Below are 15,099 nucleotides of genomic sequence, written 5' to 3' on the forward strand. Positions count from 1 at the left end.
CGCCGCCGGGCCCACACGTGAAGGAGACTCTATGCGTAAGGCCATTATTCTCGCGGGCGGCAGCGGAACTCGCCTGTATCCGATGACGCGCAGCGCCAGCAAGCAACTGCTTCCCGTCTACGATAAGCCGATGGTGTATTACCCGCTGTCGGTGCTGATGCTGGCTGGCATCCAGGACATTCTGCTGATTTCCACGCCACAGGACCTGCCTAGATTCCGCAGCTTGCTGGGTGATGGCAGCGAGATCGGATTGCGCCTGGCCTACGCGGAGCAATCCGAGCCCCGCGGCCTGGCGGATGCGTTCATCGTGGGGGCCGATTTCATCGGCGACAGCGACGTGGCAATGATCCTGGGCGACAACGTCTTCTATGGCGCAGGGCTGTCGCAACTGCTGGGTCGTGCCCATGCACGCAGTACCGGTGCGACGGTCTTCAGCTACCAGGTGCCGGATGCCCGGCCTTTCGGCGTGGTCGAGATCGACGCCGACGGCAAGGCGATCAGTCTGGAAGAAAAGCCTGCCGAGCCTCGGTCGGACCTTGCCGTGACGGGACTGTACTTCTACGACAGGCAGGTGGTGGACATCGCACGCGGCTTGCGCCCGTCCGCTCGTGGCGAACTGGAGATTACCGACATCAACAGGCGCTACATGGAGATGGGCCAGCTCTATGTCGAGCAACTTGGCCGTGGTTATGCCTGGCTGGATTCCGGCACGCCCGACGGCCTGCTGGACGCCGCCAACTTTGTGGCCACCATCGAGCGCCGCCAGGGCATGAAGATTGCCTGCATCGAGGAAATCGCGTGGCGCCAGCACTGGATCGACCAGCCGGCGCTGTTGGCGCTTGCCGGCAGGATAGACAAGAGTTCATACGGACAATACCTGTTGCGCATTGCCCGGGACGCTCGTTAAGGGTGGTCCGTCAGCGGCGCGTCGTGGCGGCCTGGAACGTCTGATGCAGGCGTTCGAGGATGCGGGCGCTGGCCTGGCCGTCGCCGTAGGGATTGTGCGCCACGCTCATGCGGCGGTATTCGTCTTCGTCCGTCAGCAGCAGGGCGACCTGCGACGTGATGACGTCCACGTCCGTGCCCACCAGGCGCACCGTGCCCGCCGCGACCGCTTCGGGACGTTCGGTGGTGTCGCGCATGACCAGCACCGGCTTGCCCAGCGAGGGCGCTTCTTCCTGGATGCCGCCGGAGTCGGTCAGGATGATGTGCGAGCGGTCCATCAGGTACACGAACGGCAGGTAGTCCAGCGGTTCGACCAGGTGGACGTTCTTCAGGCCCTTCAGCAGGCGGTTCACCGGCTCGCGCACGTTCGGATTCAGGTGCACGGGATAGACGAAATCGGCGTCGGGGAACTGTGCGGCGGACTGGGCGATGGCCTGGCAGATGCGTTCGAAGCCGGCGCCGAAGCTTTCACGGCGATGGCCCGTGATCAACACCACGCGGCGGTTTGCGTCCAGGTAGGGGAATTGCGTGGCCAGGCGATCGCGCAGGGCCGTATCGGTATCCAGCTTCTGTTTGACCCAGATCAGGGCATCGATGACGGTGTTGCCGGTGACGGCGACATCGGTATCGGCGATGCCCTCGCGCAGCAGGTTCTGCCGCGAGGTGTCGGTGGGGGCGAAATGCAGCCGCGCCAGCGCGCCGGTGAGCTTGCGGTTGGCCTCTTCGGGCCAGGGGGAGTAGAGGTCGCCCGTGCGCAGCCCGGCTTCGACGTGGCCGACCGCGACCTTCTGGTAATACGAGGCCAGGGTGGTGGCCAGGGTGGTGGCCGTATCGCCGTGGACCAGCACGCAATCGGGGCGGAACTCGGCAAACACGCCGCGCATGCCGTTCAGGATGGAACAGGTGACGTCCGTCATGTCCTGGCCCGGCTTCATGATGTTCAGGTCGTAGTCCGGCTTGATTTCGAACAGGTCCAGGACCTGATCGAGCATCTCGCGGTGCTGGGCGGTGACGCAAACCTTGGCCTCGATGCCGGTGTCCTGGGCCAACGCGTGGACCACCGGCGCCATCTTGATCGCTTCCGGACGCGTACCGAATACCGTGAGAATTTTCATGTGTGCAGGGAAATTGTTTCAGGCCAGGGCGGCGCGCCGCAGGCGGGAGGCGAGCGCGGCAAGGCCCCGCCTTGAACCCCGGATTTTAGCGTGTGGATGTCGCCGGGCCGGCACGGCGATGCATGTCTTGTTGTACATTCGCTGAAATTTATCGCACCGTCTTCCCTCGATGCCCCTTCGCATTCTCATCGTCCGCACCTCTTCGCTCGGAGACCTGGTGCATATGCTGCCGGCCATCTCCGACATTGCGCGCCATGTGCCGGATGCCCGGATCGACTGGATCGTGGAGGAAGCGTTCGCCGAAATTCCCGCCTGGCATCCCGCCGTGAACGAGGTCATCCGCGTGGCGCACCGCCGCTGGCGCAAGGCCTGGTGGTCGGAAAAGGTGCGTGCCGAACGCCGCGCGCTGGCCCAGCGGCTGCGCGCCGAAACCTATGACATCGTGCTGGACATGCAGGCGCTGTTGAAGTCCGCCTGGCTGGTGCGCCAGACGCAGGGCGTGCGCCACGGCCTGGACTGGCGGTCGGCGCGCGAACCCCTGGCATCGCTGTTCTACAACGTGCGCCACCGTGTGGAATTCTGGCAGCCCGCCGTGCTGCGCCAGCGCAAGCTGGCCGGGCTGGCCCTGGGCTACGAGCCCACCGGCAAGCCTGACTTCGGTCTGGAGCAGTTCGCGCGCCAGGCGGCCCAGGCCCAGCAGGACGCCGGGGTGGAGGCCGCGGGTGGCCGCGTGCATCTGGGCAGCCGCGATCCCGGCTATGCGGTGATCATGCCGTCGGCCAGCCGCGACGACAAACTGTGGCCCGAGGAGGACTGGCGCGCGGTGTTCCGCCGCCTGCGCGACGCGGGCTGCACGTTGCGCCTGCTGGCGGGCAACGAGCAGGAGGCGCACCGCGCCCGCCTGCTGGTGGCCGGCATGGACGGCGTCGAGGTGATGCCGCGCATGGACCTGACGTCGGTGGCGCGGCTGCTGGCCGGCTCGCGCATGATGGTCGGCCTGGACAGCGGCCTGACGCACCTGGCCGCGGCGCTGGGGCGCCCGACCATCGGCATCTATCGCGCATCCACGCCGGTACGCACGCCGCTGGTGGGGTCGAACTATACGGCCAGCCTGGGCGATCGCGGCGCCTCGCCCTCGCGCGAGGCGGTGATGGCGTCGGTGGAACAGGCCTTGGGGGCGGTTTGAGATGACGGCTCGCGGGTGCCTGCCGCGCCGCCTGGCGGCGCTCGTCCGGGGGCGCTGACATGGGACGCGGCGTCTACACGTTGGTGTTGCGCCTGGTGGCGCCGCTGCTTTGGCTGCTGATGTGGCGCCGCGCACGGCGCGCGGGCGGCCAGTGGGGCATTCTGTCGGCGGGCCGTTTCGGCGGCGAGGATGCCGCCGCATCGCCGGCCTGCGCATCGTTCGCCACGCCCGTCTGGGTGCATGCCGTCAGCCTGGGCGAAACCCGCGCGGCCCAGCCGCTGGTGCAGGCGCTGCTGCAACGCGGTCTGCCCGTATTGCTTACCCACGCCACCGCCACCGGCCGTGCCGAGGGCGCGCGCCTGTTCGCCGACGCGTTGGCGGCGGGCCAGTTGCGCCAGGCTTGGCTACCGTATGACCTGCCCGGTTCCGTCGCCCGCTTCCTGAACCGCTACGCGCCGCGTTGCGGCCTGCTGATCGAACGCGAGGTGTGGCCCAATCTGCTGGCGGCGGCGCGGGCGCGCAAGGTGCCCATGGCGCTGGTCAGCGCGCGCTTCTCGGCGTCGTCGTTGCGGCGGGCCCGCTGGCTGGGCCGCGCGCTGCGCCAGGCCCTGGCGGGACTGGACCGGGTGCTGGCCCAGACCGAGGACGATGCGCGGCGCCTGCGCCAGGCCGGCGCGCCGGCCGCCACGGTGACCGGCAACCTGAAATTCGACCTGGCCTTGCCCGCCGCACAGGTGGCCGCCGGCCAGGCCTGGCGCCAGGCGCTGAATCGGCCCGTGATCGCCCTGGCCAGCACGCGCGAAGGCGAGGACGCGCTGTTCATCCAGGCCTTGCTGGCACGCCGGGACGCCGCGCACCCTCAGCCGCTGTACCTGCTGATCCCGCGCCATCCACAGCGCTTCGACGCGGCATACGCGCAGTCGAGCGCGGCCGGCCTGGCCACGGTGCGCCGGTCGGCGGGCGGTTCGCCGCCCGACGCGAACACCGCCGTGCTGCTGGGCGATTCGCTGGGCGAGATGGCGTTCTACTACGCGGCTGCGGACGTGGCCGTGGTGGCGGGCAGCTTCGCGCCGCTGGGCGGCCAGAACCTGATCGAGGCCTGCGCGGCGGGCACGCCGGCCATCGTGGGCCCGCATACGCGCAACTTCGCGCAGGCGGTCGAGGATGCGCTGGCCGCGGGCGCCGCCTTGCGCGCGCAGGATGCCGACGAGGCGGTCGACATGGCACTGGCCCTGCTGGCCGATACGCCGCGCCGCCAGGCGATGCAGGCCGCGGCGCAGGCCTGGACGCAGGCGCATGCCGGGGCCACCCAACGCACGATGCAAGCGCTTCAGGACTGGTTCGCGCCGCGCTAGCCGGCACGGCGCCACCGTGCCCGCATGGGGCATGGCCGCGGCAGGCGCGCGCTGTGGCGGCGCATCGACAGGACTGCGCCCCCCGCGTTTTGCTGGCGGTCACCGTATCCGCGTCCCGCGCTGGCGAGAGAACCGGCCGGCAGGAGAACGGACCGTTGTCAGGGCTGGGCTACTATCGAACCGACCGCCAGGCCGGGCTGCAATGGGCCCGTCTCGACAGGTCGGGCAGCGGACCTGTCCCGTTGCCTGCGACGATGCAGGTTGTCCAGGAGATGCGCGTGATTTCCAGAAAGATGTGGGTTCTGGCGTTTGCGGTACTGGTTCCGGGCGTGGCGGCGGCGGCGCCTTCGGCCGATTGGCAATTGACCGGCGAACAACTGATCATGGCGGGCATCGATGGCTCGCTGGCGCCGGAGTTCCATGACGAGAAGCGCCCCGAGCTGCAGGTGATGGTGTCGTCCAGCCGCGCGGCGGCCTTCATGCTGGGCGTGGCCAGCTATACCCATGGCACCCGTTGGTGCAAGGCCGATGGCCTGGGGCAGGAAGATTTCGCCAAGGTGGTGGAAACGCTGGGCAGCCTGCCGGACGACCGCTTGAAGACGCCCGCGGCGCCGTTGGTCGCGCAAGCCCTGGCCGAGCATTTCCCCTGCAGGCGCTGACGGCCATGCCCGGCCGTCGGTGTTTCGTCAAGGGCGCGTTGGGCATGGCGGTGGCCGGGATGGCGCCGGCATGGCCTTTGCGCGCCCAGCCCTCGTTGGCGGACCCGATGCGCGCGAAAGTGCCCGGCCCGATTCCTACCTTGGCTGCCCTGGACGCCTCGCTGGCCGCGGCCGGCGTGGGCCGGGCCGACCGCGAATGGCTGGCCGGCCTGGCGCAACCTGGCGTGGCCTTGCAGGATATGTCCGCGGACGACGCCGATATTCCCGTGGGCGCCAGCAAGGCGGGCGGCGATCCCGACCTGCCGGACGGCATGGCTTGGCCCACGCGTCCGCCCACGAGCGTGGGACGCAAGGAAGTCGAGGTGCTCAGGCAGTTGCAGGCCACGCAGCCCGCCGTGGGCGACGACTACCTGACGCGCCAGATTGCCGTGAAAGAGCCGTTGGCGCGGCGCGAGGCGCCCCTGGCATTCCTGCTGCAGGTCGATCTGGCCGCGTGCGCGGCCACCGGTCCGCTGGACCCGGACATTCCGCGCGCGGGGCGCCTGCTGCTGTTCTACGACATGGTCTTCCTGCCCGGCTACGGACACGACAAGGAGGGGAACGCGCTGTTTCGCCTCGTGCATCTGGACGGCGGGACGGACACGTTGCGCCGCCGGACGCCGCCCGATATGGGCGCTGCCGTCTATGCCGATGAACCGCCGCTGCGTGACCGGCTGCCCTCGGCCATGTTGAAGCCGGTCTACACCTACACCGTGCCCGACTTCGGATCGGCCCCCGTGCTGGGCCGCTATGCAATGGCGGGCCGCTATCCGCACCAGGCCTGGGTCGAGGCCGATGGCGGCGCGGCCGCGCTCGGCACGCGCCTGGGCGGCTGGCCCGCCAACATCCAGAACGACATGGCCATCGAACTGGCCGCGATGGAGGCGGGCGTCGAGCCGCCGTACGGCACGCGGTATCCGGAATTCGTCAGAATGATGAGCAAGCGTGCGCAGCAGTGGGTGATGCTGTTGCAGGTGGTCAGCTATGGCGACGTGGACTACAACGGCAATTACTACGTCTGGATCAAGCGCGAGCACCTGCGGGCCCGGGATTTTTCCAAGGCCAGGCTGATTTATCAGACGGACTGATGCGCCGCGCCTATCTGGCGTGCGGCGGTACCGTGACGCGGTCCGCGTTCAGTTCCTGGTTCAGGCGACCGGACATGCGGCCCTCGTCGTTGGGCGGCTGGCCCAGCCAGCCCTGGCTCATGGCGTAGGCCCACAGATTGGCCAGCAGGATTAGCACGAACAGGATGCGCATGGCGGTTCTCTACGGGGCGTCGGGCGCCGCCGCCCAGGCGGCCAGGCCGTCCAGCACGGGGCTTTCCAGGTAGACGGGCGTGGGGGCGGGGCCCAGCGCCGAGCAGGCCTGGGCCAGCAGGCGTTCGGTCTCGGCCTGCACCTCGGGCCAGCCCCCGCCCGTCACGTAGATGTCGGGCATGCTGCCGTAGCGGTCGCAGCCCGCCAGCCACTGGCGCACCACGGCGCCGGCCTGCGCGGCGGCGATGCCGGTGGCGATGGCCTGGTGCGTGTCGACGGGATAGGCGCTGACCTGTCCGTCGGCCAGCGGCAGGTTGGCCGTACCCTTGTTCAGCGCGTTGCGCATCATGGCCGGACCGGGCAGGATCAGGCCGCCGGGAAAGACGCCGTCGTCGCCGACGGTATCGATGGTGGTGGCCGTGCCGAAGCAGGCCAGCACGAAAGGCGGGTGCGGCCGGGGCAGGCGCATGTGCGCGCCCAGCATGGCGGCCCAGCGGTCGGCGCCCAGCTGTTCGGGGCGGGCGTAGCCATTGATCAGGCCCAGGGCGCGCGGTCGCGCGTGCAGCCAGGTGACCGGGCAGCCCGCGGGCAGCGCCGCCGCGATGGCTGCGCCGCGTGCCTGGCCTGCCACGTTGACGCCGACCGCGCGTTGCGGCGACTGCGGCTGGACGGCCAGCCAGTCGCGCAGCGCGTCGGGATCGAGATTGTCGAACGCGGTGACGATGGCGTCGCGCCGCGGGTCCGAGGGATCGAACCAGCCCACCTTGAGGCGGCTGTTGCCGGAGTCGATGAGCAGGATCATGCTTGCGGCCGGATGGAGATTTCACCGACGGTGATCGGCAGGACGCCGGTGGGCGTGGCGACCAGCAGGCGGCCCTGGGCATCGACGCCCCGCGCCACGCCGCTGTTGAGCACCGCGCCCTGGTCCAGCACGTTGACGGCGCGGCCGCCCAGCGCGTCGACCTGGGCGTAGCGGGCGGGGAAGGCGCCCGCCAGCAGGCTGGCGGCCTGGGAAAACGTATCGTGCAGGGCGCAGGCGACGGCGCACACCACGTCTGCGGCGCCCACGCCCGTGACGCCCGAGGCCTCGGCGATCTGCGACCAGTCGGCCACCTGGCGCTCCAGCGCCCGCGACAGTTCGGCGGCATCGCGCAGGTTCACGCCCACGCCCGCGATGACGGTGTGGCCGGCCTCGGGGCCGCCGGCGTTGCGCGAGGATTCGATCAGCACGCCCACCAGCTTGCCGTCACGCCACAGCACGTCGTTCGGCCACTTGACGCATACGTCCGGCGCGGCCGCGCCGGCCAGGCCGCGCAGGCCTTCGCAGATGGCCATGCCGGCCAGGGGCGACAGGGCCGGCAGGGCGGCGGGCGGCAGGTACACGTCGAAGGCGCACGAGAACACCAGCGTGGCGCCGGGCCGGCTTTTCCAGGGACGGCCAGCGCGGCCACGGCCGTTTTCCTGCACGTGCGCGCCCAGCAGCCAGGGCTTGTCGCCCGAGGGGGCGTTGCGCGTGCGGGCCAGCAGGTCGGTGTTGGTGTTGCCGATGCGGTCCAGCCATTCGACGTGCCGGAAGGCGGGCAGGCGGTCGGACAGCGTGCGCGCGAACGCGTCGGGCGCGGGCAGGTCGGCGGTGAAGGCTTGGACTGACATGGCGGCGATTGTAGGGCACGGGGCGCCGCGCGCGGGCCGATTCATACCGGAGGATAAGTGTGTCTTAATCCCATGGCGTTTATCATGGGGAACCGCCATCGTCCGGCCGCCCATGCCCCGTTCCGTCTCGACCGCCACGCACCCCCCGGCCCCCGTCCGCCAAGATGGGGACGCCTGCTATCTGGCGGGCGACTGGAGCATGCAGGCCCTGGCCGAGCCCGGCGTGGCCGCCGCCCGCCGCCAGGCGCTGGAGCGCCTGGACGCCGGCCTGCGCTGGGACCTGAGCGCCGTCGAGCGCCTGGACACCATCGGCGCGCACCTGATCTGGCACGCCTGGGGTTACAAGCTGCCCGACCGCCTGCGCGGCACCGAGGGGCAGCGCGCCGTGTTCGACGCCCTGAACGCCAACCGCGGCGAGATGCGCCCACCTGAACCGCCGCCGCACGACCGCCTCGAATGGATACGCGGCATTGGCGACGCCCTGGGCCACGGCCTGCGCAACGGCAGGTCGCTATTGACGATGCTGGGCCAGCTGGTGCTGGACGTCGGCGGCCTGTTGCGCCATCCCCTGCGCGGCCCCTGGCGCGAGATCTCCGCGCAGGTCTATCGCATGGGGGCGCAGGCGCTGGGCATTACCGCGCTGGTCGGTTTCCTGATCGGGGTGGTGCTGTCGTATCTGTCGGCGCAGCAATTGCGCACTTTCGGCGCCGACCGCTTCATCGTGCAACTGCTGGGCGTGTCCATCGTGCGCGAACTGGGGCCGGTGCTGGCCGCCATCCTGGTGGCGGGCCGGTCCGGCTCGGCCATCACCGCGCAGATAGGCGTGATGCGCGTCACGCAGGAGCTGGACGCCATGAGCGTCATGGGCATCGCGCACGGCCAGCGGCTGATCCTGCCGCGCGTGGTGGCCCTGGCCGTCGTCATGCCGCTGCTGGTGCTCTGGACCGACGCGCTGGCGCTCCTGGGCGGCATGCTGGCCGCGAAGGCGCAACTGGGTATTTCACTGGAATGGTTCATCGACGGGCTGTCGCGCGCCATTTCACTGGCCAATTACGGCATCGGGCTGCTCAAGGGCGCCACCTTCGGCATCGTGATCGCGCTGATCGCGTGCCATTTCGGCCTGCGCATCGAGCCCAACACCGAAAGCCTGGGCCGTGGCGTGACCACGTCGGTGGTCACGTCCATCACCGCGGTCATCCTGGTGGATGCCCTGTTCGCCATCGTCTTCAGCTCGGTGGGAATCTGATGGGCGCCCTGGCCAACGCCATGCCGGATTCCGACGTCGCCATGACGAAGGCGCCGGTGATCGCCGTCAACGGCCTGCGCACGGCCTTCGGCGACCACGTCGTGCACGAGAACCTGAACCTGGCCGTGCTGCCGGGCGAGATCCTGTCGCTGGTGGGCGGGTCGGGTTCCGGCAAGACCACGCTGCTGCGCCAGATCATCGGCCTGGAGCGGCCCGCCGCGGGCAGCGTGCGGGTGCTGGGCCGCGACCTGCACGAGCTGTCGTCCTCCGAGTTCCGCAGCCTGTCCCAGCATTGGGGCATGTTGTTCCAGGCAGGGGCATTGTTCTCCGCGCTGTCCGTGTTCGACAATGTGGCGTTGCCGCTGCGCGAACTGCGCGCCTTGCCCGCCGACCTGATCTGCGACGTGGTGATGTGCCGGCTGGCCATGGTGGGCCTGACCGCCCGGGACGCCGACAAACGCCCGTCCGATCTGTCGGGCGGCATGGTCAAGCGCGTGGCCCTGGCGCGCGCGCTGGCGCTGGATCCGGGGCTGCTCTTCCTGGACGAGCCCACGGCCGGCCTGGATCCGCTGCGTTCCGACGAATTCGTCGCCCTGGTCCGGTCGCTGCATGCGCAACTGGGTTTCACGGTGGTCATGGTGACGCACGATCTGGATACGCTGGTGGCGTTGTCCTCGCGCATTGCCGTGCTGGCCGAAAAACGGGTGATCGCCTGCGACACCATCGACAAGGTGGTACAGGTCGATCATCCATTCATTCACGAGTTCTTCCTGGGCGAGCGGGGCCGCCGCGCGCTGGGAGACCTGGTACCGAAGGAAGCGGGTCATGGAAAACCGTAGTCATGCCTTGCTGGCGGGGTTGTTCACGCTTGTGCTGCTGGCCGCGGCGGCATTGGTGGCGGTGTGGCTGAGCCGCGACCGCTCGCAGCAGGCCATTTACGAAATCATCTCGTCCACGGCGGTCACCGGCCTGACGGCGCAGTCCAGCGTGCGCTACCAGGGCGTGCCGGTGGGCAAGGTGCAGGCGCTGGCGCTCAATACCGAGCGGCCCGGCCAGGTGCGCATCCGCATCGGCGTGGCGCCGAACACGCCCATCACCGAATCCACCTGGGCCGAGCTGGGCGTGCAGGGCATCACGGGCGGCGCCAACGTCGAACTGCGCGATGACGGGGCGCAGCCCCGTCTGCTGGCCACCTCGGCCGACCATCCCGCCGCGATTCCGCTGCGTCCGGGCTTTTTCGACCGTGTGCAGCAGCGCGGCACGGCGGTCCTTGAGAACGTGGACCGCGCCACGCAGCAGCTCAGCCAGTTGCTCAGCCAGCAGAACGTGCAGGCCATGACCGCGATGCTGCAGAACGCGGCCGATATGTCCTCGCAATTCAAGCAGGCCAGCCAGGACCTGGGCCCGCTGGTGCGGCGCCTGGATTCCGTCGCCGACGAAATGCGGGGCGCGGCCGAGCAGGCCAAGGGCCTGATGTTCGATGCCCGCCAGGCGCTGGCTCGCCTGGATGGACCCAACGGCCCGATGGCCGCGGCCACGCAGAGCATGCAGCAGATCACCTGGGCCGCCGCCCGCCTGGACAACGACACCCTGCCGGCGCTGTCGCGCATGGCCAACGGCGTGAGCGGCGCAGCGCGCACGGCGCAGTCGGCGCTGCGCCGCGTGGGCGACACGCCGCAGTCGTTCCTGTTCGGCCCGCCGCCGGTGCAGGCAGGCCCCGGCGAACCGGGATTCGCCGGCTTCGGGCAGGGGCCGCAATGACACCGCCGTTCCAACGCACACTATCCATGCCGCCATCCATGCTGAAGATGAAACGATCCCTCGCCATCCTGGCCGTGGCGCTGGTCCTGGGCGGTTGCAGCCTGGGCAAGACCGGCCCCACGCCGACCCTGTACGACCTGGGCGCCGACCTGCGCCCCGCGCCCACGCTGGCCGCGCGTGCGCCGTTGTCGCTGTCGTTCACGGCCGTGCCCACGCTGGCCGACGTCGGCATGATCTGGCGCATCGGCGACAGCGCCAGCCCGCGCGCCTACGCGCAGGCCCGCTGGGCGGCGGCGCCGTCCGAGCTGGTGCGCCTGCGCCTGGCCGAGCGCCTGTCGCGGCAAGGCGCCGTGTTGCCCGAAGGCGTGACAGGCGTGCCGCAATTGCAGATTTCGCTGACCCGCTTCGAGCAGGTCTTCCAGCCCGACGGCAGCGCCAGCACCGGCCAGTTGGCCTTGCAGGCCGTGCTGTTGTCCGACCGCCGGGTCGTGGCGCAGCGCCGCATCGAGCGCGCGGTGCCCGCGGCCTCGCAGGATGCGGCGGGCGGCGCCACGGCGCTGCGCCAGGCCACCGACGAGGCCGCCGACGAACTGGCGCAATGGCTGGCGCAGGTCATGCCCGCCGCGTCAGGCGCGGCGGCATCGGGCGGCGCCCGCCCTCGCTGATACTTTCCCGGCCGCATGGCGGCCGTTTCGTTTTTCCAGCTCCCCCATCGCACCCATGTCTGCTCGTACCGAAATCGAAGGTTTTACTGGCGCCGCCGGGCGCATCGACTGCGCGCTGGATTGGCCCGAAGGCCAGCCGCGCGGCTGGGCGCTCATCCTGCATCCGCATCCGCTGCAGGGCGGCGCGCGCGACAACAAGGTCGTCACCACGCTGGCGCGTGCCTGCGTGCAGCACGGCCTGCTGGCCGTGCGGCCCAACTTCCGCGGCGTGGGCGCATCGGCCGGCGAATTCGACAAGGCTGTCGGCGAGACGCAGGACATGCTGGGCCTGGTGGCCCAGGTGCGCGAGCGCTTCCCGGAACTGGTCCAGGCACCCTGGGCGCTGGGCGGCTTCTCGTTCGGCACGGCCGTGGCCGCGGGCGTGCATGCCGGCCTGGCGCAGGCTGGCGATACGCATCTGCCCGCCGCGCTGATGCTGATGGGCGCCGCGGTGCAGCGCTTCCAGCCCGCCGATCTGAAGGTGCCCGAAGACACGCTGATGGTGCACGGCGAGCAGGACGAAGTCGTGCCGCTGGCCGAGACCATGGACTGGGCGCGGGCGCGCAATCTGGCCATCGTGGTGGTGCCGGACGCGTCGCATTTCTTCCATGGCAAGCTGCTGTTGCTGCGCCGTCTGGTGGCCGAGCGCCTGCAGGTGGCGTTACCCTGACGCATCGCGGTGCAGCATGCGCCGGGCCTGCATTTCAAGGGCTTTGGCGCGTGCGGGCTCCGTCTACATTGCGTTGTATTTTGCGGGGCCCGGGAACATTTGAGCCCCAGGCCGATCGCATAGGCTGCCATAATTGCAGCCACTTTGCCGCAAGGCCTGCTCCACCTCCGGATATCGTTGCCGATGAAAAAATCGTCCCAGACCGCCGTTGTTTCCTTTGCATTCGCGCGCCGCGCACTGGCCGGCGCCATCGCCTCGGCCATGCTCGCCACCGCATTGCCGGTGGCCGCGCAGCAGCAACAGCAGCCGGCCAATCCTCCGCCCGCCACGTCCTCCAAGGCAACGTCGCCCACGTCGCTGCCCTTCACCGATCCCTCGGCGCCGCAGGTCGGCGACCTGGCCACGGTGCCCGCGCCCACCATCGCGGCCAAGGCCTGGATCACCGTCGACGTCAACAGCGGCCAGACGCTGGCCTCGTCCAATCCGGACATGAAGGTCGAGCCCGCCTCGCTGACCAAGATCATGACGGCCTATGTCGTGTTCAACGCGCTGGAAGAAAAGCGCCTGACGTTGCAGCAACAGGTGCCGGTGTCGGAACACGCCTGGCGCACCGGCGGTTCGCGGATGTTCATCGAGCCGCGCAAGCCCGTCACGGTCGACGAGCTCAACCAAGGCATGATCGTGCAGTCGGGCAACGATGCCTCGGTGGCGCTGGCCGAGGCCGTCGGCGGCAGCGAGACCGCCTTCGCCGCGCTGATGAACCAGGAAGCGCAGCGCCTGGGCATGCGCAACACGCACTTCATGAACGCCACGGGCCTGCCCGACCCGCAGCACGTCACCACCGCGCGCGACCTGGCGGTGCTGGCTTCGCACCTCATTTCCGATCACCCGGATTTCTTCCACTACTACAAGCAGAAGGAATACACCTACAACAAGATCACGCAGCCCAACCGCAACCGCCTGCTGTGGGCCGATCCCTCGGTCGATGGCATGAAGACGGGCCATACCGATTCGGCCGGTTACTGCCTGGTCACCACCGCCATGCGCGGCGACCGCCGCATCCTCACCGTGCTGGTCGGCGCCGACAGCGAAGCCACGCGCGCCGAAGAAAGCCTGAAACTGCTGAACTGGAGCTTCCAGAACTTCGACACGGTCAAGCTGTACGGCCAGAACCAGCCTGGCCTGGAAGCGCGCGTCTGGGAAGGCAAGGCCGAGACCGTCAAGCTGGGGCCGCCCAGCGCGGTGTGGCTGGCCGTGCCACGCGGCAAGGGCGCCGAGATCAAGCCCGTGGCGCAGCGCACCGATCCGCTGGTCGCGCCCATCACCAAGGGTCAGCAGGTGGGCACCGTGCAGCTCACGCTGGATGGCAAGACGCTGCGCACCGAACCGCTGGTGGCCCAGGAAGACGTCGAACGCGCCGGCTTTTTCGGCCGCATGGGCGACATGGTCAAGCGCTGGTTCCAGTAAACGCCCGCGGAGCAGGGCGGCCGGGGGGTAATGCGCCCGGCTTGCCTTGAAGCGGCACGGTGGCTTTTCCACGGGAGCGGTTCCATGATCGCGGGCATGCCGGGCGACAGCCAGGTGTATCTCAATGGTGAATTCATGCGCGTGGACGAGGCGAAGATCTCCGTCCTGGATCGCGGGTTCATCTTCGGCGACGGCATCTACGACGTCGTCCCCGTTTACCAAGGCAAACCGTTCCGCGTCGACGGCCACCTGGACCGCCTGCAACGCAGCCTGGCCGCGCTGCGCATCGCGCCGCCCATGGACCGCGCCGGCTGGGCGGACCTGGTCCGGGAACTGGCGGCGCGTTGCCCCGAGCCGTATTGCATCGTCTACCTGCAGGTCACGCGCGGCGTGGCCAGGCGTGACCACGGCTTTCCCGCCGCCTCCATCGCGCCCACGGTGTTCGGCATGGCCACGCCGTTCACCCCGCCCACGCCCGAGTCGCTCGCCCGGGGCATGACCGCCATCACCATCGCCGATGAACGCTGGCTGCATTGCGAGATCAAGTCGATTTCGCTGCTGGGCAATGTGCTGGCCAAGCAGCAGGCGCTGGAGGCCGGCGTGGACGAGGTCGTGCAGTTCCGCGACGGCTGGCTGACCGAGGGGTCGTCGTCCAATATCTGGGTGGTGTCCGGCGGCACGCTGCTGGCGCCGCCGCGCGACAACCTCATCCTGGAAGGCATTCGCTACGGCCTTCTGGCCGAATTGGCGCAGGAAGCCGGCGTGCCGTTCGAGGCGCGCCGGCTCTCGCGCCAGGAAGTGCTGGCGGCCGACGAGTTGCTGGTGACCTCGGCGGCCCGGGAAGTGCAGCCATTGCTGATGCTGGACGGCAAGCCCGTGGGCGATGGCAAGCCCGGCCCTGTTTTTGCCAGGTTGCGTGCGGGTTATGATGCCCGCATCGCCGCGCTCTAGGCCCTCGCGTGCGTTTCGCACCGGGCCGTTCCGTGCGGCCCGCGCCGCCGTTCGCCGCCGGGACTTTCCCCGGCCCGGCCAGGCGGCCC

16 protein-coding genes are annotated in these 15,099 nt (G+C 69.7%); 12 read left to right on the forward strand and 4 right to left on the reverse strand.

Going from position 1 to position 15,099, the window contains the following annotated elements:
- Positions 1–31 precede the first annotated feature (31 nt).
- Complete coding sequence (gene rfbA, locus A6745_RS06620; RefSeq protein WP_066124933.1) at positions 32–907, forward strand: glucose-1-phosphate thymidylyltransferase RfbA; 876 nt, start codon at positions 32–34, stop codon at positions 905–907.
- 10 nt (positions 908–917) lie between these two features.
- On the opposite strand, the gene wecB is transcribed toward rfbA, so the two are convergent.
- Entirely contained in the window at positions 918–2,060 is a 1,143-nt protein-coding gene (gene wecB, locus A6745_RS06625; RefSeq protein WP_066124935.1) for a non-hydrolyzing UDP-N-acetylglucosamine 2-epimerase, read from the reverse strand.
- Between the two features lie 169 nt (positions 2,061–2,229).
- Between wecB and waaC the strand changes: the two genes are divergently transcribed.
- The 4 genes from waaC to A6745_RS06645 all read left to right on the forward strand — a co-directional run bounded on the left by waaC (position 2,230) and on the right by A6745_RS06645 (position 6,387).
- Positions 2,230–3,246 carry a lipopolysaccharide heptosyltransferase I gene (gene waaC, locus A6745_RS06630; RefSeq protein ID WP_066124938.1) on the forward strand — a complete coding sequence of 339 codons (1,017 nt, stop codon included), beginning with the start codon at positions 2,230–2,232 and terminating at the stop codon, positions 3,244–3,246.
- A 59-nt stretch (positions 3,247–3,305) separates the two neighbouring features.
- Positions 3,306–4,601 (forward strand): 3-deoxy-D-manno-octulosonic acid transferase, encoded by a 1,296-nt coding sequence (locus A6745_RS06635; protein ID WP_066124942.1) that lies wholly within the window; start codon positions 3,306–3,308, stop codon positions 4,599–4,601.
- Between the two features lie 278 nt (positions 4,602–4,879).
- The gene (locus A6745_RS06640) at positions 4,880–5,260 is read left to right on the forward strand and encodes a Rap1a/Tai family immunity protein (protein ID WP_156513299.1); all 381 of its coding nucleotides are present in this window, start codon (positions 4,880–4,882) and stop codon (positions 5,258–5,260) included.
- Positions 5,261–5,265: 5 nt separating this feature from the next.
- Positions 5,266–6,387: a DUF1963 domain-containing protein gene (locus A6745_RS06645; protein WP_066124946.1), complete on the forward strand. Its 1,122-nt coding sequence runs from the start codon at positions 5,266–5,268 to the stop codon at positions 6,385–6,387.
- 10 nt (positions 6,388–6,397) lie between these two features.
- Here the strand turns inward: A6745_RS06645 and A6745_RS28945 are convergent, their stop codons facing one another.
- The 3 genes from A6745_RS28945 to A6745_RS06655 are packed head-to-tail and all read right to left on the reverse strand — an operon-like array spanning position 6,398 to position 8,211.
- Complete coding sequence (locus A6745_RS28945) at positions 6,398–6,559, reverse strand: hypothetical protein (protein ID WP_197488106.1); 162 nt, start codon at positions 6,557–6,559, stop codon at positions 6,398–6,400.
- Positions 6,560–6,568: 9 nt separating this feature from the next.
- Complete coding sequence (locus A6745_RS06650; RefSeq protein ID WP_066124947.1) at positions 6,569–7,360, reverse strand: type III pantothenate kinase; 792 nt, start codon at positions 7,358–7,360, stop codon at positions 6,569–6,571.
- Complete coding sequence (locus tag A6745_RS06655) at positions 7,357–8,211, reverse strand: biotin--[acetyl-CoA-carboxylase] ligase (RefSeq protein ID WP_066124949.1); 855 nt, start codon at positions 8,209–8,211, stop codon at positions 7,357–7,359. Before A6745_RS06655 ends, A6745_RS06650 begins: the two co-directional genes overlap by 4 nt.
- A gap of 112 nt (positions 8,212–8,323) precedes the next feature.
- On the opposite strand from A6745_RS06655, the gene A6745_RS06660 reads away from it, so the two are divergent.
- The 7 genes from A6745_RS06660 to A6745_RS06690 all read left to right on the forward strand — a co-directional run bounded on the left by A6745_RS06660 (position 8,324) and on the right by A6745_RS06690 (position 15,010).
- The gene (locus A6745_RS06660; protein WP_066124951.1) at positions 8,324–9,457 is read left to right on the forward strand and encodes an MlaE family ABC transporter permease; all 1,134 of its coding nucleotides are present in this window, start codon (positions 8,324–8,326) and stop codon (positions 9,455–9,457) included.
- 20 nt (positions 9,458–9,477) lie between these two features.
- A complete protein-coding gene (locus A6745_RS06665) occupies positions 9,478–10,296 on the forward strand; it encodes an ABC transporter ATP-binding protein (protein ID WP_231885924.1) in 819 nt (272 codons plus the stop codon).
- A complete protein-coding gene (locus A6745_RS06670; RefSeq protein ID WP_066124956.1) occupies positions 10,283–11,218 on the forward strand; it encodes an MlaD family protein in 936 nt (311 codons plus the stop codon). The genes A6745_RS06665 and A6745_RS06670 overlap by 14 nt, the downstream gene beginning before the upstream one ends.
- A gap of 41 nt (positions 11,219–11,259) precedes the next feature.
- Positions 11,260–11,883 carry an ABC-type transport auxiliary lipoprotein family protein gene (locus A6745_RS06675; RefSeq protein ID WP_066125819.1) on the forward strand — a complete coding sequence of 208 codons (624 nt, stop codon included), beginning with the start codon at positions 11,260–11,262 and terminating at the stop codon, positions 11,881–11,883.
- Between the two features lie 55 nt (positions 11,884–11,938).
- On the forward strand, positions 11,939–12,592 hold the full coding sequence (locus A6745_RS06680) for an alpha/beta hydrolase (protein ID WP_066124957.1): 654 nt from the start codon (positions 11,939–11,941) through the stop codon (positions 12,590–12,592).
- A gap of 183 nt (positions 12,593–12,775) precedes the next feature.
- Positions 12,776–14,059: a D-alanyl-D-alanine carboxypeptidase family protein gene (locus A6745_RS06685; RefSeq protein WP_082852925.1), complete on the forward strand. Its 1,284-nt coding sequence runs from the start codon at positions 12,776–12,778 to the stop codon at positions 14,057–14,059.
- An 84-nt stretch (positions 14,060–14,143) separates the two neighbouring features.
- Positions 14,144–15,010 carry a D-amino acid aminotransferase gene (locus A6745_RS06690; RefSeq protein WP_066124960.1) on the forward strand — a complete coding sequence of 289 codons (867 nt, stop codon included), beginning with the start codon at positions 14,144–14,146 and terminating at the stop codon, positions 15,008–15,010.
- Positions 15,011–15,099 lie beyond the last annotated feature (89 nt).

Origin of the sequence: Bordetella ansorpii (assembly GCF_900078705.1) — a bacterium.
In the GTDB taxonomy this organism is placed as follows: Bacteria; Pseudomonadota; Gammaproteobacteria; order Burkholderiales; family Burkholderiaceae_B; genus Bordetella; species Bordetella ansorpii_A.